Consider the following 21713-nt stretch of genomic DNA (forward strand, 5'->3'; position numbering starts at 1 on the left):
CGGAATGGGAAGGCTCTTTGTAAGTTTAACCTTTTGCCTTAGAACAGGCGCAGAGGGTCAAAATCACTCAATGATCTTGCCAACAACGCCGGAACCAACGGTACGGCCACCCTCACGGATAGCGAAACGCAGGCCCTCTTCCATAGCAACGGGGGTCAGCAGCTCAACGTGCATCTGAACGTTATCGCCGGGCATGCACATCTCGGTGCCTTCGGGCAGGGTGATGATGCCGGTCACGTCAGTGGTACGGAAGTAGAACTGAGGACGATAGTTAGAGAAGAAGGGGGTGTGACGGCCGCCTTCGTCCTTGGTCAGAACATAGACCTGAGACTCGAAGACCTTGTGGGGATGGACAGTGCCGGGCTTAGCCAGAACCTGGCCACGCTCGATCTGGGTACGGTCAACACCACGCAGCAGAGCGCCGATGTTATCGCCAGCCTCAGCGAAGTCCAGAGACTTACGGAACATCTCCAGGCCAGTGATGGTGGTGCTCAGACGATCGGGCTTAATGCCAACGATCTCCATTGCATCGCCAACCTTAGCAATGCCACGCTCAACACGACCGGTAGCAACAGTACCACGGCCGGAAATGGTCATGACATCCTCGATGGGCATCAGGAAGGGCTTGTCTTCCTCACGATCGGGGTTGGGGATATAGGTGTCAACAGCGTCCATCAGCTCCTTGATGCAAGCATACTCGGGTGCATCAGGATCCTTGGAGGTGGACTCCAGAGCCTTCAGAGCGGAGCCACGGATGATGGGGGTGTCGTCGCCGGGGAAGTCATACTCGCTCAGCAGCTCACGGATCTCCATCTCAACCAGATCCAGCAGCTCCTCGTCGTCGACCATATCGCACTTGTTCATGAACACGACGATATAAGGCACGCCGACCTGACGAGCCAGCAGGATGTGCTCACGGGTCTGGGGCATGGGACCATCGGTAGCAGCAACGACCAGGATAGCGCCGTCCATCTGAGCAGCACCAGTGATCATGTTCTTAACGTAGTCAGCATGGCCCGGGCAGTCAACGTGAGCGTAGTGACGAGCATCGGTCTGGTACTCGACGTGAGCGGAGTTGATCGTGATACCACGAGCGCGCTCCTCGGGAGCCTTATCGATGTTGGCATAGTCCATGAAGTCTGCGTCGCCCTTCAGTGCCAGATACTTGGTGATAGCGGCGGTCAGAGTGGTCTTGCCGTGGTCAACGTGACCGATGGTGCCGATGTTCACATGCGGCTTAGAACGGTCGAACTTTGCCTTTTCAGCCATTGGAATATCCTCCCTTAAATTAGGTTTTGATATTGGTTACAACAGTCCTGCAAACACAGAATTGCATTGCAAAACTATTCTACTAAATTTGTCCTGTAAAATCAAGTGCTTTTACAGGAAATTTTGCCGGAGTTATACTACCCCGGCAAAATCATTATCCGTTTTTCAACGATCAGCCCTTGGTGCGGCCAGCAATGATCTGGTCGGCAATGTTCTTGGGAACCGGCTCGTAGTGAGAAGGCTCCATGACATACTGACCACGGCCCTGGGTCTTGGAACGCAGGTCGGTGGCGTAGCCGAACATCTGAGCCAGAGGAACGAAAGCATTGACACGCTGAGTGCCTGCCATTGCCTCCATGCCCTGGATCTGGCCACGGCGAGAGTTCAGGTCGCCGATGACATCACCCAGATACTCATCAGGAACGATAACAGCAACCTTCATGATGGGCTCGGTGATGATGGGATCAGCCTTGCGCATAGCGTCCTTGAAAGCCATAGAACCTGCAATGGAGAAGGCCATTTCAGAGGAGTCGACCTCGTGATAAGAACCATCCCACAGGGTGACCTTGACATCAACGACAGGATAGCCAGCCAGAACACCGGACTTCATAGCACCCTGGATACCATTGTCGATAGCCGGGATGTATTCCTTCGGGATGGCACCGCCAACGATGGCGTTGACGAACTCGTAACCCTTGCCGGGCTCGTTGGGCTCGATCTTGATCTTAACATGACCGTACTGGCCCTTACCACCAGACTGACGTGCGTACTTGGTCTCCTGATTGGCCTCCTTGCGGATGGTCTCACGGTAAGCGACCTGAGGTGCGCCAACGTTGGCCTCGACCTTGAACTCACGCAGCAGGCGGTCGACGATGATCTCCAGATGGAGCTCGCCCATACCTGCGATGATGGTCTGACCAGTCTCTTCATCAGTGTAGGTCTTGAAGGTAGGATCCTCTTCGGCCAGCTTTGCCAGCGCGATGCCCATCTTCTCGTTGCCGGCCTTGGTCTTGGGCTCGATGGCAACGCGGATAACGGGCTCGGGGAACTTCATGGACTCCAGAATGATGGGATGATTCTCATCACACAGAGTATCACCAGTGGTGGTGTTCTTCAGACCGACAACAGCAGCGATATCACCTGCATAGCAGCAGTCGATATCCTTGCGGTGGTTGGAGTGCATCTGCAGGATGCGGCCCATACGCTCTCTAGCGTCCTTCACGGAGTTGTAGACAGTAGTACCAGCCTCGACCTTACCGGAGTAGACACGGAAGTAAGCCAGCTTACCAACGAACGGATCGGTTGCAATCTTGAAGGCCAGAGCTGCGAAGGGAGCGTCGTCGGAAGACGGACGGGTCTCCTGCTCTTCGGTCTCAGGATTCACACCCTTGATGTCCTCAACGTCGGTAGGAGCGGGCATATAATCCACGATAGCGTCCAGCAGCTTCTGGACACCACGGTTCTTGTAGGAAGAACCACAGACCACGGGCACCAGAGTGTTGGCAATGGTCTCCTTGCGGATGGCAGCCTTCAGCTCCTCGCGGGTGATCTCCTCACCCTCGAGATACTTCTCCATCAGGACTTCGTCGTTCTCGGCAACAGCCTCGATCAGGATGTTGCGGTACTCCTCGGCCTGCTCGACCATATCCTCAGGGATGGGCTCAGTGCGCATATCGTTGCCCATGTCGTCATAGTAGACCTCAGCGTTCATATCGACCAGGTCAACAATACCACGGAAGGTATCCTCCTGGCCGATGGGCAGCTGGATCGCCACGCCGTTAGCGTGCAGACGATCATGCAGCATCTTGATGCAGCGGAAGAAGTCGGCACCCATGGTATCCATCTTGTTGACGTAAACCATGCGAGGGACTTTGTACTCATCAGCCTGACGCCAAACGGTCTCAGACTGAGGCTCGACACCGCCCTTAGCAGCCAGAACGGTCACAGAACCGTCCAGGACGCGCAGGGAACGCTGGACCTCAACAGTAAAGTCCACGTGGCCCGGGGTGTCGATGATGTTGATGCGGTGACGGTTCTTCTTGAATGCAACCGGATCCTTCTGGGTCTCAGAGTGGCTCCAGTAGCAGGTGGTAGCAGCGGAAGTGATGGTAATACCACGCTCCTGCTCCTGAACCATCCAGTCCATGGTGGCACCGCCATCATGGACTTCGCCGATCTTGTGGTTGATGCCGGTGTAGTACAGAATACGCTCGGTGGTAGTCGTCTTACCAGCATCAATGTGGGCCATAATGCCGATATTTCTCGTCATCTGAAGAGAAACTTCTCTGGGTGTAGCCATGAAATTAACCTCCTACAGAACAGATCAATAACGGAAATGAGCGAAAGCCTTGTTGGCCTCGGCCATCTTGTGGGTATCCTCGCGCTTCTTCACGGCGTTACCAGTGTTGTTGGCAGCATCCATGATCTCGGCGGCCAGACGCTGGGCCATGGTCTTCTCACCACGGCTGCGGCTGTAAGCGGTCAGCCAGCGCAGACCCAGGGTCTCGCGGCGGGCAGGGCTGACTTCCAGAGGAACCTGGTAGTTAGCGCCACCAACACGGCGGGTCTTGCACTCGAGGCTGGGCATGATGTTCTCCATCGCCTTCTCGAAAGTTTCCAGAGGATCGTTGCCGGTCTTTTCCTGAATCATGGAGAAAGCCTCGTAAACGATCTTCTGAGCGACGCCCTTCTTGCCATCCAGCATCACGCTGTTGACCAGACGGGTGACCATCTTGGAATTGTAAATAGGATCAGCTAAGACATCGCGCTTAGCAATGTTACCTCTTCTAGGCATCTTTCTTCCCTCCTTCACAGAATGATATCATCGGTACTCGAAAGTAATAAAACTCCCGTTGTGTCACAAAGAGCTGACCTTACATAAACCGTTACCCTCCGCGCAATGCGGACTTGTTATTTATATAATGGAAAGCCGTTTATGGCGGTTGTCCTCAATTACTTCTTTGCAGCACCGGCCTTAGGACGCTTTGCGCCGTACTTGGAGCGGGCCTGATTACGGCCTGCCACACCCTGAGTATCCAGGGTACCACGGATGATGTGGTAACGCACACCGGGCAGGTCCTTAACACGGCCGCCACGGATCAGCACGACGGAGTGCTCCTGCAGGTTATGGCCGATACCGGGAATGTAAGAGGTGACCTCGATACCATTCGTGAGGCGGACACGAGCAACCTTACGCAGAGCAGAGTTAGGCTTCTTGGGGGTCATGGTACGAACTGCAGTGCAGACACCACGCTTCTGGGGGCTGCTCAGATCAGAGTACTGCTTCTTCTGAGAGTTATAAGTCTTCTGCAGGGCGGGAGCGGTGCTCTTGGTAACCAGGACCTCACGGCCTTTGCGTACAAGCTGGTTAAAAGTAGGCATTTTGTTTCTCCTTTCTTAATAGTGAACATCGGATATTTTCCGACTTTTTAGCCGCACTTCCCCTATGGGGACGCGCAACAGTTATATAATACTCGTTTTGATTAGGAATGTCAACAGTTTTTCCAATATTTTTTTGTTTTATTCGCCGAAGGACTCAACCGCCGATTTTTCCTTTACTCCCTCAGTCTGCTGCGCAGACAGCCCCCTCTCAGAGGGGGCCTTTCCCCTGCTTCGGGCCAAGCAGGCCTCCCTCCCAGAGGGAGGTGGCATTGCGAAGCAATGACGAAGGGAGTTTCAAATCAAAAAAGCCGCCCTCCCCTGCGTTCAGGGAAAGGCGGCTCATGGATTGATTCAGTTCCGGGCAGACAGAGTTTTACTGCTGGTTTGCTGCAGCCAGCTCAGCGGCAACAGCCTCGTCGCGCTCCTGCTCACGGCGCTTCAGATCCTCACGCACCTCCGGCAGACCGGTACCGGCGGGGATCAGCTTACCGATGATGACGTTCTCCTTCAGGCCGGCCAGCGGGTCAACCTTGCCCTTGATGGCGGCTTCGGTCAGGACACGGGTGGTCTCCTGGAAGGATGCGGCAGACAGGAAGGACTCGTTTGCCAGGGCAGCCTTGGTGATGCCCAGCAGCACCTGCTGATACTCGACCAGCTTGATGCCCTCTTCACCGTCATCAATGCGCTTCTGCAGCTCGGCGTTGATGTTCTCAACTTCCAGACGGTTTGCCAGTGCACCGCCGATCAGGTCGGAGGAGCCGGAGTCGGTCACGCGGACCTTGCGGCACATCTGGCGGACGATGACCTCGATATGCTTATCATTGATCTCAACGCCCTGCAGACGGTAGACCTTCTGGACCTCGCTGATCAGGTAGTTCTGCACATCGCTCAGACCCTTGATGGCCAGGATATCCTGGGGATACAGGACACCTTCGCGGGTGATGATGTCGCCCTTCTCCACACGATCGCCGGGCATGACACGTGCATGCTGGGTGAAGGGGATGGAGTAGCTCTTCACCACCTCGGCACCGTTCTCGTCCTTACCGGTGACCTTGATGACGACATTCTTCTTGGTGTCATCCTGAGAGACAACACCGGAGATCTCGCTCATAATGGCCATGCTCTTGGGACGGCGGCTCTCGAACAGCTCTTCAACACGGGGAAGACCCTGGGTAATATCCTCAGCAGATGCAATACCGCCGGTATGGAAGGTACGCATGGTCAGCTGGGTACCGGGCTCGCCGATGGACTCTGCTGCGATGACACCGATGGACTCGCCCAGCTGGACGGGCTCACCGTTTGCCATATCGCTGCCGTAGCAGTGTGCGCAGACACCCACCTTGGCGCGGCAGGTCAGCAGGCTGCGGATCTTCAGCTTGGTGATGCCTGCAGCCTCGATGTCGTTGGCATCGTACAGGTCGATCATCTTGCCCTCGGGCACGATGATCTCGCCGGTGACGGGGTTGATCACATCGCCCACAGCGTAACGACCGATGATACGCTCACGGAAGCTCTCGATCTTCTCCTTGCCCTCGTGGATCTCAGAGACCCACAGGCCGTCGGTGGTGCCACAGTCGATCTCACGGACGATAACCTCCTGAGAGACATCGACCATGCGGCGGGTCAGGTAGCCGGAGTCAGCGGTACGCAGAGCGGTATCGGCCAGACCCTTACGAGCGCCACGGGCAGAAACGAAATATTCCAGAATGTTCAGACCTTCGCGGTAGTTTGCACGAATGGGCATCTCGATGGTCTTACCTGCGGTGTTGGCCAGCAGGCCGCGCATGCCGGCCAGCTGCTTGATCTGGTTCATAGAACCACGCGCACCGGAATCAGCCATCATAAAGATCTCGTTGTCCTTGGGCAGGTTGGCTGCCAGCGCCTTGGAGACCTTATCGGTGGTTGCCTGCCAGATGTTGATGGTCTGGGTGTAACGCTCGTTCTCAGAGATCAGGCCGCGGTTGAACAGCTTGTTGACCTGAGAGACCTGCTTATCCGCGTCAGCGATCAGCTCGTCCTTCTGCGGAGGAATGACAGCGTCACACACAGCAACAGAGATTGCAGACAGGGTGGAGTACTTATAGCCCTGAGCCTTGATGGAGTCCAGCATCTTTGCGCAGGCACGGGTGCCATTGCGGGTCATGCAGCGGGAAATGATGTCGGGCAGGGTCTTTTTGGTCACGCGGAAGCTGACCTCATACTCCAGCCAGTGCTCCGGGTCGGTGCGGTCGATATAGCCCAGGTTCTGAGGAACGGGGTTATTGAAGATGATCCGGCCAACGGTGGCATCCACCAGACCGGTGCGCTCCACACCGTCAATGACCATGGTGCGGCGGACCTTGATGGGAGCGTGCAGGGTCACAACGTGCTCTGCATAGGCCATCAGGGCCTCGTTCTCATCACGGAAGATCTTTCCTGCACCCTCTTCGTTCTCACGAACGGTGGTCAGGTAGTAGCTGCCCAGGATCATATCCTGAGTAGGAACGGTAACAGGTGCGCCGTCAGAGGGCTTCAGCAGGTTGCCGGAAGCCAGCATCAGCATCTTGGCCTCACGGCAGGCATCCTCGCCCAGGGGCAGGTGAACTGCCATCTGGTCGCCGTCGAAGTCGGCGTTGAATGCGGTACATGCCAGGGGGTGCAGCTTGATGGCACGGCCCTCGACCAGCACGGGGTTGAAGGCCTGAATGCCCAGACGGTGCAGGGTAGGTGCACGGTTCAGCAGGACCGGGTGGCCCTTGATCACGGTCTCCAGGCTGTCCCAGACCTCGGGCTTTGCACGCTCAACCATCTTACGGGCAGACTTGATGTTGTTGGCAACACCCTTCTCGACCAGATCCTTCATCACGAAGGGCTTGAACAGCTCCAGCGCCATCTCCTTGGGCAGACCGCACTGATCCATCTTCAGCTCAGGGCCGACGACGATAACGGAACGGCCGGAGTAGTCAACACGCTTGCCCAGCAGGTTCTGGCGGAAGCGGCCCTGCTTGCCCTTCAGCAGATCGGACAGGCTCTTCAGGGCACGGTTGTTGGGGCCGGTGACCGGGCGGCCGCGGCGGCCGTTGTCGATCAGGCTGTCAACTGCTTCCTGCAGCATCCGCTTCTCGTTGCGCACGATGATGTCGGGAGCACCCAGCTCCAGCAGGCGGCGCAGACGGTTGTTGCGGTTGATCACGCGGCGGTACAGGTCGTTCAGGTCGGAGGTGGCAAAACGGCCGCCGTCCAGCTGGACCATGGGGCGCAGATCAGGGGGCAGCACGGGCAGCACGTCCATGACCATCCACTCGGGGCGGTTGCCGGAAATGCGGAATGCCTCAACGACCTCCAGACGCTTCAGGATGCGGACCTTCTTCTGGCCGGAGGACTTTTCCACCTCAGCGGTCAGCTCAGCGCTCAGCTGATCCAGATCGATCTCCTTCAGCAGCTCCTGGATGGCCTCAGCACCCATGGATGCCTCAAACTCATCGCCGTAGCGCTCACGCATCTCACGGTATTCCTTCTCGGTCAGCAGCTGCTTCTTTTCCAGCGGGGTCAGACCGGGATCGGTAACGATATAGCTTGCAAAGTACAGAACTTTCTCCAGCAGGCGGGGGCTGATGTCCAGCATCAGGCCAATGCGGCTGGGGATGCCCTTGAAGTACCAGATATGGCTGACGGGCGCGGCCAGCTCAATGTGGCCCATGCGCTCACGACGAACCTTTGCCTTGGTGACCTCGACACCGCAGCGATCGCAGATCTTGCCCTTGTAGCGGATGCGCTTGTACTTGCCGCAGTGGCACTCCCAGTCCTTGGTAGGTCCAAAAATGCGCTCGCAGTACAGGCCGTCGCGCTCCGGCTTCAGGGTGCGGTAGTTGATGGTCTCAGGCTTCTTGACCTCGCCGTAGCTCCAGTTGCGGATCTGCTCCGGAGAAGCCAGGCCGATTTTAATGGAATCGAAAACGTTGTTTTCCATGAAACGAACCCTTTCTTAATCTCTAGTTAAAAATCCACTTCGTCGGAAGCGGGAGCCGCACTGCCGGAGTTGTCATCTTCCAGCACAGAAGGATCATCGAAGCCTGCGTCAGCATCCTTGATGGTGTAATCGTTCAGCAGCTCATTCTCGTTGGTAACAGTCTCGGAACCTGCAACATCACGCATATCAAAGCCAGTCTCTTCGTCGTCGAAGTTCTGGCGCATATCGATCTCGTTGCCGTCCTTGTCCTGGACCACAACGTCCATACCCAGAGACTGCAGCTCCTTCAGCATAACGCGGAAGGACTCGGGGATGCCGGGCTGCGGGATGGGTTCGCCCTTGACAATGGCCTCGTAGGTCTTGACACGGCCCTCAACGTCATCGGACTTGACGGTCAGGATCTCCTGCAGGGTGTAAGCGGCACCGTAAGCTTCCAGAGCCCAGACTTCCATCTCGCCGAAGCGCTGACCGCCGAACTGAGCCTTGCCGCCCAGAGGCTGCTGGGTGACCAGAGAGTAGGGGCCGGTGGAACGGGCATGGATCTTATCATCGACCAGGTGATGCAGCTTGAGGTAGTACATATAACCAACGGTAACGCGGTTATCGAACTTCTCGCCGGTACGGCCATCGTAAACGGTGGTCTTGCCATCACGGTCCAGCTCGATCTTGGAGAAGTCGATGATGTGGCCCTTCTCACCCATGATCTTGGGCAGCTTAGTGGGATATGCGGGAGCATTCTCACCGTGCCACAGCTCACGGGCGGTATCAAAGGTATCGCCGATGTCGTTCTCGCGAGCAGAATCGAACACGGGGGTCATAACCTTGATGCCGCATGCCTTGGCAGCGTAGCCCAGGTTGACTTCCAGCACCTGACCGATGTTCATACGGGAAGGAACGCCCAGGGGGTTCAGCACGATGTCCAGCGGGGTGCCGTCGGGCAGGTAGGGCATATCCTCCTGCGGCAGGATGCGGGAAACGACACCCTTGTTGCCGTGACGGCCTGCCATCTTATCGCCGACGCTGATCTTACGCTTCTGAGCGATGTAGCAGCGGACGACCTCGCGGACACCGGGCTGCAGCTCATCGCTGTTTTCAGGAGTAAAGACCTTGACATCCACGATGATGCCGTACTCGCCGTGGGGCACGCGCAGAGAGGTATCACGGACTTCGCGGGCCTTCTCGCCAAAGATGGCGCGGAGCAGGCGCTCCTCAGCGGTCAGCTCGGTCTCACCCTTCGGGGTGACCTTGCCGACCAGGATGTCGCCGCTCTTGACCTCGGCACCGATGCGGATGATGCCGCGCTCGTCCAGATCCTTCAGGGCATCCTCGGAGACGTTGGGGATATCACGGGTGATCTCCTCAGGTCCGAGCTTGGTGTCACGGGACTCGGTCTCGTACTCTTCAATATGGATCGAGGTGTACACATCCTCGCGGACGATCTTCTCGTTCAGCAGGACAGCGTCCTCGTAGTTGTAGCCCTCCCAGGTCATAAAGCCGATCAGGGCGTTCTTACCCAGAGAGATCTCACCGTTGCGCATTGCGGGGCCGTCGGCCAGCACCTGACCGGCCTTGACGCTCTCGCCCACCTCAACGATGGGACGCTGGTTGATGCAGGTGCCTGCGTTGGAGCGGGCAAACTTGACCAGCGGGTAGTTGTCCACGCCGCCCTGTGCATTGCGGACGGTGACGTGGTCGGCATCCATCTTCTCAACGATACCGTCGTTCTTTGCCAGAACAGCGGTGCCGGAGTCGGTGGCAGCCTTGTATTCCATACCGGTAGCCACGATGGGCTGCTGGGTGACCATCAGAGGCACTGCCTGACGCTGCATGTTGGAGCCCATCAGAGCACGGTTACAGTCATCGTTCTCCAGGAAGGGGATGCAGGCGGTCGCAACAGAGACCATCATTCGGGGCGAAACGTCCATATAATCGACCTTATCGGCATCGATTTCCAGGATGTCATCGCGGCGGCGGGCAGAAACGCGGGGACGGATGAAGTGCTTGGTCTCATCCAGAGGCTCGTTGGCCTGAGCAACAACGTACTCGTCCTCAACGTCAGCGGTCATATACTCCACTTCATCGGTAACGACCTGATCGATCAGCTTGCCGTTTTCGTCGTAAGTCTTTTTGACCTTGCGATAGGGAGCCTCAACGAAGCCGTACTCGTTGATCTTGGCGTAGGATGCCAGATAGGAGATCAGACCGATGTTGGGGCCTTCAGGGGTCTCAATGGGGCACATACGGCCATAGTGGCTGTAGTGAACGTCACGGACCTCGAAACCTGCGCGGTCACGGCTCAGACCGCCGGGGCCCAGAGCAGACAGACGGCGCTTGTGGGTCAGCTCGGCCAGAGGGTTGTTCTGGTCCATGAACTGAGACAGCGGAGAGGAGCCGAAGAACTCCTTGATGGCGGCGACCACAGGACGGATATTGATCAGTGCCTGCGGGGTGATAACGCTCTGATCCTGGCTCTGCAGGGTCATGCGCTCACGGATGACGCGCTCCATGCGGGAGAAGCCGATGCGGAACTGGTTCTGCAGCAGCTCACCAACGCTGCGGATGCGGCGGTTGCCCAGATGGTCGATATCATCGGTGGTGCCAACGCCGTGGCCCAGACCGTTCAGGTAGTTGATGGAGGACAGGATGTCCTTCACGGTGACGGTGCGGCCGATCAGCTGGTCATGGTTGCGGCGGAGCATTTCCTTCTGCTCCTCCACATCGGAGGTGGTGTCAAGGATCTTCTTGATCTCATCAAAGGAGCAGCGCTCGTTGATGCCGCACTCCTTGACATCAAAGGAGAAGAAGCCCTGTGCGTCCACACAGCCGTTGGTGATGACCTTAACCTTCTTGCCCTCGATGCTCAGAATAACGGTATCTACACCGGCGGCATCTGCCTTCTCGGCCAGCTCACGGGTGATCTTGTCCTTGGCCTCAACGATGATCTCGCCGGTCAGGGGAGCAACGATGTTCTCAGCGGCAACAAAGCCGGTGATGCGGCGGGCCAGAGACAGCTTCTTGTTCATCTTGTAGCGGCCGAAACGAGACAGGTCGTAGCGGCGCGGATCGAAGAACAGCATGTTGATCTGGTTGGTAGCGGACTCCACCGTGGGAGGCTCGCCGGGGCGCAGCTTGCGGTAGACCTCCAGCAGGCCCTCGTCCTGGTTCTTGGTGGTGTCCTTCTCCAGAGTGGCCAGGATGCGCTCATCCTCGCCGAAGAAGTTCAGGATCTCCTCATCAGAGGAAAGGCCCAGCGCACGGCACAGCACGGTGACGGGCAGCTTGCGGTTCTTATCGATACGGACATAGAACACGTTGGAGGCATCGGTCTCGTACTCCAGCCATGCACCGCGGTTGGGGTTCATGGTTGCGCTGTACAGGTCGTTGCCTACCTTATCTTTGGCATCTCCGTAGAATACGCCGGGAGAACGGACCAGCTGGCTGACGATGGCACGCTCGGCACCGTTGATCACAAAGGTGCCCGCATCGGTCATCAGCGGGAAGTCGCCCATGAAAATTTCCTGGTCCTTGACCTCACCGGTCTCCTTGTTCAGCAGACGGGCAGTCACGCGCAGGGGGGCAGCGTAGGTCACGTCGCGCTCCTTGCACTCCTTGATGCTGTACTTGGGCTCCTTATCCAGACGGAAGTCCACGAAGCTCAGCGCCAGGTTACCGGTGTAGTCCTCAATGGTGCCGATGTCGTGGAAGACCTCTTTCAGGCCCTCGTCCAGGAACCACTGATAAGAGTTCTTCTGGACCTCGATCAGGTTCGGCATACTGATGACTTCGTCGATGTGGGAGAAGCTCATGCGCTCGGTTTTGCCGAGCTTTACGGGCTTGACTTTCATCATAAAATCAACCACTCCTTACTTTTATACTCTACGGATATTGCGTTATACGGGTCAGATTTGAGCACACACACATAAATCGACCCGTATCCTCCAAGGAAGTTCGTCGCTTTTCACAAACTTTTCGGTCAACACCGTCCAGCCGCTTCCAGCACAGCTCCCTTTTTGGCGCACTAGGCCATTATGTGATACTAATGCAGTATACACCTCAAAAGCCTTGCTGTCAAGCCATTTTTCGCATTTTGGCCCAATATTTTTGTCAAGCCCGCGATTTCATGGTACGCACGGATGCGTGTAAGCTTTGCGTATTTTGGCTCTTGATTTTTGAGTTTTGCACGTTCTCACCAAAAACACCCTTGTGCATTTTGTACACCTTGGCTCTTGATGCGCCCTCTCCCCTGCCCATGCAAAAAGCACCGCAGCTGCCTGCGGTGCCCTTATGTGCTCATTCTTCCAGATAATCCCGCAGGCGCTTTGCGCGGCTGGGATGGCGCAGCTTGCGCAGAGCCTTGGCCTCGATCTGCCGGATGCGTTCCCGGGTCACATTGAATTCCTTCCCCAGCTCTTCCAGGGTGCGGGCCTGCCCGTCCTCCAGCCCGAAGCGCAGGGTCAGCACCCGTTCCTCCCGGGGTGTCAGGCTCTTGAGGACGTTTGTCAGCTCCCGCCGCAGCAGTTCCCGCCCGGCCTCGTCCACCGGAACGCCCGCTTCCTCATCCTGAATAAAATCCTCCAGGTGGGCATCCTCTTCCTCGCCCACCGGTGTTTCCAGGCTGATGGGGTCCTGCGCCAGCTGCAGCAGCTCCCGCACCCGGTCAGGCTCCATGTCCAGCCGGACGGCGATCTCTTCGGCTGTGGGTTCCCTGCCGTTTTTGCGCAGAAGCTCCCCTGTCGTCTTTTTCACCCGGTTGATGCTCTCCACCAGATGCACCGGGATGCGGATGACCCGCCCCTGATCGGCAATGGCCCGGGTGATGGACTGCCGGATCCACCATGTCGCGTAGGTCGAGAACCGGAACCCCCGGTCAGGTTCAAACTTTTCTGCCGCTTTCATCAGGCCGAGGTTCCCTTCCTGAATGAGGTCAAGGAAGGGCAGCCCCCGCCCGGCATACCGCTTGGCCACCGAGACCACCAGCCGCAGGTTTGCTTCGCTCAGTTTCCGCCGGGCATCCGCATCCCCGGCCTGCGCGGCCCGGGCAAGCTCCAGCTCCTGTTCCATTGTCAGCAGCGGCACCCGGCCGATCTCCTTCAGATATGCCTTCACCGGGTCATCCAGCGCTACGCCCTCGGCTGAGAGCTCGTGCTCCAGTTCCCCGATCTGTGTTTCATCCAGCATGGGCATGTCCGCTTCTTCTTCGGTTACACGGATACCCCGGGCTTCCAGCGCCGCATACAGCGCATCCAGCCCGGATACATCGTATTCCTGCTCATCCATGGCCCGGCTGATCTGCTCGGGTGTCAGGGTATGGCGGCGGGCCCGGCCTGCCAGGATCTTTACCAGTTCTTCCGTCTGCGACAATTTCCGCATGATTCTTTCTCCTTCCAACTCCAGCCGGAGGAGAGGAACGGTCAGTCGTCCGCAGGGTCTGTGCCCTGCTTCTTTTCTCGCATCGACTGGAGATACCGTATCAAATCATCATTGGACATTTCGGCCGCCTTGCCTGCCAAGGGGGTGCCCCGGGCAATGCGGTCCAGATAGAGCCGGATATCGTCCGGCGTACAGTTCACATCGCTGTATTGTGCCGCAAGGCGGCTCAGCTCATTCAGCGCCTCTTCGCTCACAAAGGGGCGCAGAGTGGAAAGGCTGATCTCGATCCCCTGCTCCTGGCACTGCAGAAACGCTTCGTACAGCTCCTTCTGCTGGGGCAGAACGAACTTTTCCGGGCTGAGCTGGGCCCGCACCTGCGGGATATAGCTGGGCTCCCGGAGCATGGCGGCCAGCAGCCGCTGTTCTGCCGAGGCAACCCCCAGCGCCTGAGAGCCGCCCGCACTGTAAGGCACGCTGATCTGGTGCATCTCACCGGACTGCAGCCGTGCCTGATTCTGCGCCCACCGGCGTTTGCTGTTGGAGCGCTTTACCGCATCGGCAAGCTGGGTCATAATGGCGTTCTTGGAGATGTTCGTTTCCTCAGCCAGCCGCCCGGCGTAGACCTCCTGCTCGGTGGGGTTGGAGCGCTCCGCCAGCATATTCACGGCTTCCTTGACATATTCCAGCCGCTGGGCATCCTGCTTAAGGTCGTATTTGTTCTTGAGCCGCCCCAGCCGGAAGTCCAGCGCGTTGCCCACGCCGTCCAGCAGTGCCTTGAACCGCTCGGAGCCATACTTTTTGATGTACTCATCCGGATCTTTTGCACCCGGGATCTGCAGCACGCCCACCTTGACCGGACTGTTGCGGAACAGTTCCAGCGAGCGCAGGGTAGCCTTCTGGCCAGCCTCATCCGAGTCGTAGCTCAGGATAACTTCCTCCGCGTACTGGCTGATGAGCTTTACCTGATCCGGAGTCAGGGCTGTGCCGCAGGCGCAGACCGCCGTGTCGATCCCCGCCTGATGCATGGAAATAACGTCCATGTAACCCTCGCAGAGAACGAACCGCCGGGAAGCACTCTTCTTGGCGATCTGCAGAGCGAACACGGTATCCGACTTGTGGTAGACCAGTGTCTCGGGGCTGTTGACATATTTGGGTTTGGAATCGTCCAGCACACGCCCGCCAAAGGCAATGATGTTGCCCCGCAGGTCAAAGATGGGGGTCATCACCCGCTTCCAGAACAGGCAGTAGATCCGGCCTGACTGGCTGCGCTTGAACAGGCCGCTGGCATCCAGCTCCTGCTGGTTGTACCCCTTATCGCGCAGATACTGGTACAGCCCCTGCCCGTCATCCGGTGCATAGCCCAGCCCGAACCGGACGATGGTCTTGTCGTCCAGACCGCGCCGCCGCCAGTAGGCCCGGGCCTGCCGGGCTTCCTCGACCGTGGAATTCAGGCAGGCGTGGAAGTACCGTGCGGCTTCCTTGTTCATGGAAAGGATGCGGCTGCGCAGGCGGCCCGTCTTGTCGTCCTCCTGCGGCTCCGGCATTCCCGCGCGGGCAGCCAGCATCTTGACCGCCTCGGTGTAGTCGATGCTGTTGATGCGGCGGACGAAGTGGATGACATCGCCGCCCACACCGCAGCCAAAGCAGTAAAAGCTCTGGGTGTCCGGGTAGACGTAAAACGAGGGGGTCTTTTCGCTGTGGAAGGGGCACAGGCCGCCATACAGCCGCCCCTTCCGCTTGAGCTGGACATAGTTGCCCACCACATCCACGATATCGGTACGGCGGGTCAGTTCCTCAATATATTCGTGTGGGATCATTTTGGTATTCCGATGCTCCTTTTATAACACATGCCACTTGCGGGGCACAAAGACATCTTCAAAGGTACGGATGGCAAATTCATCGCTCATGCCGCTGATATAGTCCGTCACTGCGCGGTCGCGTCCTTCCTGATAGGCCAGCTGCAGGTAGAAGTTGGACATCTGTTCGATGTGGGTCAGGTAATACTCGTACAGCTCGGTGAGCACCTTTTCCACCTTCTGTTCTTCCTTTTTGGCGCTGCGATCCACATAGACGGTGCGGTACATGAAATCCTTGAGAGCCAGGAAGGCTTCGTTCTCCTCTGCGCCCACCTGCACATCCCCCTCGCTGCTGCGCAGGATGCTGTTGATCATGGTGGTGATGCGCTGAGACTTCGTCTCACCCAGCACGGCGGTGCATTCTCTGGGCAGGGTGGCCGGGTCCAGCACACCGGCACGCACGGCATCTTCGATATCGTGGTTCACAAAAGCGATCTGATCCGCCATGCGGACGATGCGTCCCTCCGGGGTAGCCGCCCAGGTGCCCTTGGTATGGGTCACGATGCCGTTGCGCACCTCCCAGGTCAGGTTCAGGCCCCTGCCGTCCTTTTCCAGCTTGTCCACCACCCGCAGGCTCTGCATATAATGCCGGAATCCCTCCGGGCAGAGCTTGTCCAGTGCGCTCTCTCCTGCGTGGCCAAAGGGCGTGTGCCCCAGGTCATGGGCTAGGCTGATGGCCTCGGTCAGATCCTCGTTGAGGCGCAGGGCGCGGGCGATGGTGCGGGCGATCTGCGCCACCTCCAGCGTGTGGGTGAGCCGGGTGCGGTAGAGGTCGCCCTCCGGTGAGAGAAACACCTGCGTTTTCTGCTTGAGCCGCCGGAACGCCTTGCAGTGGATGATCCGGTCCCGGTCCCGCTGGAACACCGGACGGATAGGGTCCTGCTCTTCGGGCCTCACCCGGCCCCGGCTGGCATCGCTGAATGTTGCCCAGGGGGCCAAGGTCAGCCGCTCGATCTCTTCGGTGCGCTGTCGTACATCCATCAGGAACCCTCACTTTCTGTTTTCTCCCCCTCCTCTCGCACGGCGCAGCCGATCCCCATACCGCGTCTGCGGCAAGTATAGCACACCCGCCCTGTCGAAGGGGGAAAGTTTTTGTCTTGGAACGAATAAAATTTCTCGATCTTGCTGCCGCTCGCCAGACTTTCCCGCAGGGAAGTCTGTGTCATAACGGCAGGCAATCAGCTTTCAGGTCAGAATGGAGCGTAGAACGGCTGCGATACACTCACCTGTGCACCACCCCGGGTCAGCTCCCGGAGCTGCTCCAGCAAGGGCGGCTCCGTACCCTCGGGCATCTGCCAGCGCAGGGTGACACGGTCGGTGAACTGAGGGTCTGCAAGCTTTGCCCCCGCCGCCTGGATGAGCAGCGCCGCCCGCTCGTAGAGTGAGTAATCCACCGTCACTTCCAACTCCACCACACTGCGCACCGTGACCACCTCGGCGGCTTCCAGCGCGCGGGCGGTGGCGGTGGTATAGGCCCGCACCAGGCCGCCGGTGCCCAGCAGCACGCCGCCAAAGTACCGGGTAACGACCACGATGAGGTCAGTCAATCCGCTGTGCTGCAGGACTTCCAGCGCCGGGGTTCCCGCCGTCTTGGCCGGTTCACCGTCATCGGAGTAGCGCTCCCGGTTGCCCTCCCGCAGGCGGTAGGCGTACACATTGTGCCGGGCCGTGCGGTTGGCTGCCCGCACCTGCTCCAAAAAAGCCACCGCCTTTTCCTCGCTGTCCGCAAAGGAGAGCTGCGCAATAAAGCGGCTCTTCTTTTCCTCATATTCGCCGGTAGCCGTGCCCCGGATGGTGCGGTAATCCTCCACGCTGGTTCCTCCTGCCCATTGATTTGATTTATTTAATAAGTATAGCATAAATCCCGGCAAAGAAAAAGCCTGCTTGCTGGCACTGCGTACCGTAAAACTCCCGTTTCAATCTTCACGAGTGATTTTTCTTGGAAGAAGCCCCGCCGAAGAACATCTGCCCGGCATTATACAAGCGAAAGAATGTATGAAAAAGAAGAAACACATCTCAGAAGAGCAGCATTATCTCTGTGAAATCGGTCTGGAAAAGATGCCATATGGATCTTCCTGGCTCTACAAATCTTATACAGAGGAAAGCCTCACGCACATCAAGATTACGGCCTATTATAATGTGGGCGAGGCTTTTCTTCAAGCTTCCACTGCAGCATGGGGGAATCTATGGGATTGCCGTGCCGCGCTTCGCAAGTTGGTATCCTCCGTCTATCTGGAAAGCGATTTGAACCTTCCATTCGGAAAAAACGGAAAATTCTTATTCCAACTTGGGTATACTCCTGTTGTGTCCGACATGAAGAAAATCGTTCAGAAAACTGCCGCATTGTCTTTCCCCAAATGGGCGTTAGCCGTATGGGATATGGATACTGCAACATTATATATGGTCAAATACGACAGGAGTCATTGATTTTCTTTGTTTATCTGTGATACCATTCGTTACGAGACCAACGGCGTTGCTCTCTTCGCTTATGGTTGAGACTCCGGCACTCAAAGAAACTTTCCGAAAAACACAACGAGGTGACCATTTTTGAAACGTCGAACTTTTCTTGTCTGCACCGCTGCACTTTTTTGCGGTGCGCTTCTGGCAGGAGGCTGCACTCAAAAAACTTCTCAGCCCGTCCTTCAGCAAATTGAATACTCCAATTTGGCAGATTCGGATACACAAGCTCTTCTTTCCAAGCTTTTGCAGGATGCCGGCGTATCCGACCTGCGGATACAGACCTTCTTTGATCATGTGCAAAAGTTCAACAATGCTGTGGACCCGGCATGGCTCACCACAGGGTTTGAAAATGCCAAGCCTTCGGATCTGAAATACGATCCTTACTCCATGCAGGACGCATGGACAGGAAAATACGATACCTTCCCCGGCTGGAACTGTCGAATCACCGCTTGTGGGCTGTTCGGTGATTTTATTACTGTCACGGGCAAGGTAGACCTTGACTCAGCCGAGGACACCCTGTTTATGGACTATGAAACACTGGATTCTGACCCGGAATCCCTTTGCGGCGATGAACGGCAAAAATTTGATGCGCTGTTTGCCCCAGTTAAAACCACTAATACGACCGATATTCCTACCCATTTGAAAACGATTCAACAGGAATGGAAGAAACGCGGTCTCTCCTTCGTAGAAGATGATAAGATCCGTCTCGTCTCCGTAGTCCTGCACGACCAATTCTCTGAAACGGACAATTCTCTTATGATCGGTCATGTCGGTGTTATGCTTCCCACAGCGGATGCGGTATATTTCGTCGAAAAGGTCGCTTTTCAGGAGCCGTATCGCTTGTTGAAGTTCAAAAATCGGACCGAGTTGAGCGATTATCTGATGCTGAAATACGACAACTCGTGGGGACAGGATACCGCCCACACCTTTATTATGGAAAATTCAGACCTGATGGACGGCTGGCGCATTCTTGACGAACAGGAAAATGCAAGCTAAAAGCATCCAATTTACTGAGAACCGTTCGGTCTGACAGATTATTCGCCCTCTGATGTCAAAAGGACGCTGCAACCTCTCACCCAGAGGCGGCAGCGTCCTTTTTATATCGGAATGTTTGGTTCGCAGGGAAACTCTGGGCTTATGACAAGGTATGCGGTGAACACTGGCTCTTTGGGATGAAACCCAGTAGAAAATTTGCGTAGCGGAGTATCAAAAGTTCTAAATTATCTTAACGGGTTCACTTCAGCCTACCTTGCTATTTTTCCTTCTTTATTTTTTGACAAATTCGTGGTAGACTTATATCAAATTAAAGAAGGGAGTGTTTTTTTGTTTACAGGATTTAATCTCAAAATTGATAAAGACGATGAATCTTTTTTCAACTCTTACTTTGATGATGGACAAAAACTCTTAGCATCGCAAAAAGAAGCTATTCAAACAAGTCTGGAATCTTATATTTGCAACAATGACATATTGGATGGCACTAAAATTCAAGAGAATTGGTTTCATTCTGTCAATGCCGATATCTTCTTATCGCACTCGCATAAAGATGAGCATCTTGTAGTTGCTTTGGCAGGATGGCTCAAACAAAATTGTCATATAAATGCTTTTGTTGATTCTTATATTTGGGGCTATGCAAATAACCTATTAAAGATTCTTGACAAAAGATACTGTGTTCAATCACAGGATGGTGATCATGTCACCTATGATTACGACAAGCGAAACAATTCTACTAGCCATGTTCATATGATGCTCAGTACTGCCCTTGGCAAAATGATTGACAATAGTGAATGTTTGTTCTTTGTTAACACGCCAAGTTCCATTAGTATCTCTGAATCTATCAATCCGGGTTGCACACTATCGCCATGGATTTATTCTGAAATCGCTTTGTCTCAAATTATTCGCCAACGTATTCCTCTGCGGCAGCAGAAACAACTTCGTCATTTTGCGGCCGACTCTGTAACGGAAAGTGCAGATTTGAAAATAAAATACGATATTCATCTTGACCATCTTAAGCAACTAACTCGTTCAGATTTAACACAATGGTCAAGTTCTGTTGATCCGAGCTTGAAGCATCCGCTAGATACACTATACGATCAAGTATTAAAAGGAGAGCATTTATATGGATGACCATAAAGTCTCTCACCTCGAAATGATTCAAGGTGTTATAAATCGAATGGCAGGAAATTCTTTTGCCCTAAAAGGATGGGCCGTAACCCTTGTTGCCGGTATTTTTGCACTTTCCAGTAAAGATGCCGATAGAACTTATTTTATTGTAGCATATATTCCAATCATCGTATTTTGGTTTTTGGACTCTTATTACTTGCTTCAAGAGAGGCTGTTTCGTTCGCTTTATGAAGACGCAAGGAAGCCAAACAGCACTGTAACTAATTTTAGCATGAATATTGCGCCCTATAAGAAGAACTGGCATTGCTGCGGTGAAAAGAACTCTTTTACCAACTGCCTTATATCCAAGACTGAAGCCGGGTTTTATATTCCACTGGCTCTGGTATCTGGCATTGTAATTATTCTTTCAAGTCTCTAATCAATTTGTTAAAGGCTCCGTAGATTTCAATCAGAATTAGAAATCACGGAGCCTTATTTTAAGCCATAGTTGACTTCGTTGCACAATATGGATATAATATAATTAGAATTTTACTATTACAGACTGTTCAGGAGCAGGAGGTACTTTTATGAATATCCGTCCATCTGCAGCGATTCGCCAGAACTACAACGAGATTGCTGATTTGTGCAGAGAAACCGCTGAGCCGATTTTTCTCACCAAGAACGGCGAGGGCGACTTGGTCGTCATGGACATCGAAACCTACAACCGCCGTGAAAAAATGCTGAAGCTCCGTGAGGAGCTGCTTTCCGTGGAAGAGGACCGGATGCGTGGAAGCGAGGGCTATTCGGTTGATGAGGTCACTTCCATGATGCGCAGCGCGATCAAGGAGGCCGCTGGACATGGAACAGCAAAATAAATACTGCGTGGTTGTGTCAGCACGGGCCGCTCAGATGCTGGTGTCCCATGCCGCATTTCTGGCACAGGCCAGCCCTGCGGCAGCAGAGCGGCTTACGGTCGAATTTGAAAAGGCTGCAAAATCTTTGGAGCAGATGCCGCAGCGCTGCCCGTGGCTCAAAGGCGAATACATTCCTAAAAATGCTTACCGATTCATCTTGTTTGAAAAACGCTATATGCTCATCTTCCAGATTGTAGATAATACGGTTTATGCAGATTATGTGGTAGATTGCAGACAGGATTACGGCTGGCTCATCCGATAATCAACAAAGGCGGTGGTTTCCTTTATTGTGGGAGACCACCGCCTTTTGCTGCATCTATGTGGAAGTCAGGAATTGAGTGTTTCTACTACCATTGTACAAGCATAGCACAATGGCATGGGCACAGATGTGTTAACATGGACGTTGTATAATGT

At 55.4% G+C, this 21713-nt stretch carries 16 protein-coding genes; 6 read left to right on the top strand and 10 right to left on the bottom strand.

Going from position 1 to position 21713, the window contains the following annotated elements:
- Window positions 1-63 precede the first annotated feature (63 nt).
- From tuf to MTP42_RS09895, 10 genes are all read right to left on the bottom strand, one after another.
- Complete coding sequence (gene tuf / locus MTP42_RS09850; protein ID WP_156070286.1) at window positions 64-1269, bottom strand: elongation factor Tu; 1206 nt, start codon at window positions 1267-1269, stop codon at window positions 64-66.
- Between the two features lie 172 nt (window positions 1270-1441).
- Window positions 1442-3568, bottom strand: a complete 2127-nt coding sequence (gene fusA, locus MTP42_RS09855; protein ID WP_256466562.1) for an elongation factor G — start codon at window positions 3566-3568, stop codon at window positions 1442-1444.
- A gap of 24 nt (window positions 3569-3592) precedes the next feature.
- Entirely contained in the window at window positions 3593-4063 is a 471-nt protein-coding gene (gene rpsG / locus MTP42_RS09860) for a 30S ribosomal protein S7 (protein WP_005930552.1), read from the bottom strand.
- A gap of 158 nt (window positions 4064-4221) precedes the next feature.
- Window positions 4222-4650: a 30S ribosomal protein S12 gene (rpsL, locus tag MTP42_RS09865; RefSeq protein ID WP_005930554.1), complete on the bottom strand. Its 429-nt coding sequence runs from the start codon at window positions 4648-4650 to the stop codon at window positions 4222-4224.
- Between the two features lie 373 nt (window positions 4651-5023).
- A complete protein-coding gene (rpoC, locus tag MTP42_RS09870) occupies window positions 5024-8599 on the bottom strand; it encodes a DNA-directed RNA polymerase subunit beta' (protein WP_154277267.1) in 3576 nt (1191 codons plus the stop codon).
- Window positions 8600-8625: 26 nt separating this feature from the next.
- A complete protein-coding gene (gene rpoB, locus MTP42_RS09875; RefSeq protein WP_156058323.1) occupies window positions 8626-12447 on the bottom strand; it encodes a DNA-directed RNA polymerase subunit beta in 3822 nt (1273 codons plus the stop codon).
- A gap of 442 nt (window positions 12448-12889) precedes the next feature.
- Window positions 12890-13969 (bottom strand): RNA polymerase sigma factor RpoD, encoded by a 1080-nt coding sequence (gene rpoD / locus MTP42_RS09880; RefSeq protein WP_330221137.1) that lies wholly within the window; start codon window positions 13967-13969, stop codon window positions 12890-12892.
- 41 nt (window positions 13970-14010) lie between these two features.
- Window positions 14011-15786 (bottom strand): DNA primase, encoded by a 1776-nt coding sequence (gene dnaG, locus MTP42_RS09885; RefSeq protein ID WP_249257213.1) that lies wholly within the window; start codon window positions 15784-15786, stop codon window positions 14011-14013.
- A 21-nt stretch (window positions 15787-15807) separates the two neighbouring features.
- Complete coding sequence (locus MTP42_RS09890; protein WP_097770300.1) at window positions 15808-16806, bottom strand: deoxyguanosinetriphosphate triphosphohydrolase; 999 nt, start codon at window positions 16804-16806, stop codon at window positions 15808-15810.
- Window positions 16807-17015: 209 nt separating this feature from the next.
- Window positions 17016-17636, bottom strand: coding sequence for an IMPACT family protein (locus MTP42_RS09895; protein ID WP_035393597.1), 621 nt, complete (start codon window positions 17634-17636; stop codon window positions 17016-17018).
- A gap of 73 nt (window positions 17637-17709) precedes the next feature.
- Between MTP42_RS09895 and MTP42_RS09900 the strand changes: the two genes are divergently transcribed.
- From MTP42_RS09900 to MTP42_RS09925, 6 genes are all read left to right on the top strand, one after another.
- Window positions 17710-18252, top strand: a complete 543-nt coding sequence (locus tag MTP42_RS09900) for a hypothetical protein (RefSeq protein ID WP_249257214.1) — start codon at window positions 17710-17712, stop codon at window positions 18250-18252.
- Between the two features lie 120 nt (window positions 18253-18372).
- Window positions 18373-19281, top strand: a complete 909-nt coding sequence (locus MTP42_RS09905; RefSeq protein WP_249257215.1) for a DUF4300 family protein — start codon at window positions 18373-18375, stop codon at window positions 19279-19281.
- Window positions 19282-19569: 288 nt separating this feature from the next.
- The gene (locus MTP42_RS09910; RefSeq protein ID WP_249257216.1) at window positions 19570-20409 is read left to right on the top strand and encodes a hypothetical protein; all 840 of its coding nucleotides are present in this window, start codon (window positions 19570-19572) and stop codon (window positions 20407-20409) included.
- Window positions 20402-20824, top strand: coding sequence for a hypothetical protein (locus MTP42_RS09915; RefSeq protein WP_249257217.1), 423 nt, complete (start codon window positions 20402-20404; stop codon window positions 20822-20824). The genes MTP42_RS09910 and MTP42_RS09915 overlap by 8 nt, the downstream gene beginning before the upstream one ends.
- A 148-nt stretch (window positions 20825-20972) precedes the next feature.
- On the top strand, window positions 20973-21260 hold the full coding sequence (locus tag MTP42_RS09920) for a type II toxin-antitoxin system Phd/YefM family antitoxin (RefSeq protein WP_249257218.1): 288 nt from the start codon (window positions 20973-20975) through the stop codon (window positions 21258-21260).
- The gene (locus MTP42_RS09925; protein WP_249257219.1) at window positions 21244-21561 is read left to right on the top strand and encodes a type II toxin-antitoxin system RelE/ParE family toxin; all 318 of its coding nucleotides are present in this window, start codon (window positions 21244-21246) and stop codon (window positions 21559-21561) included. The genes MTP42_RS09920 and MTP42_RS09925 overlap by 17 nt, the downstream gene beginning before the upstream one ends.
- Window positions 21562-21713: the final 152 nt, after the last annotated feature.

The sequence above is a fragment of the Faecalibacterium sp. I2-3-92 genome (assembly GCF_023347315.1).
GTDB classification, from domain to species: Bacteria; Bacillota; Clostridia; order Oscillospirales; family Ruminococcaceae; genus Faecalibacterium; species Faecalibacterium duncaniae.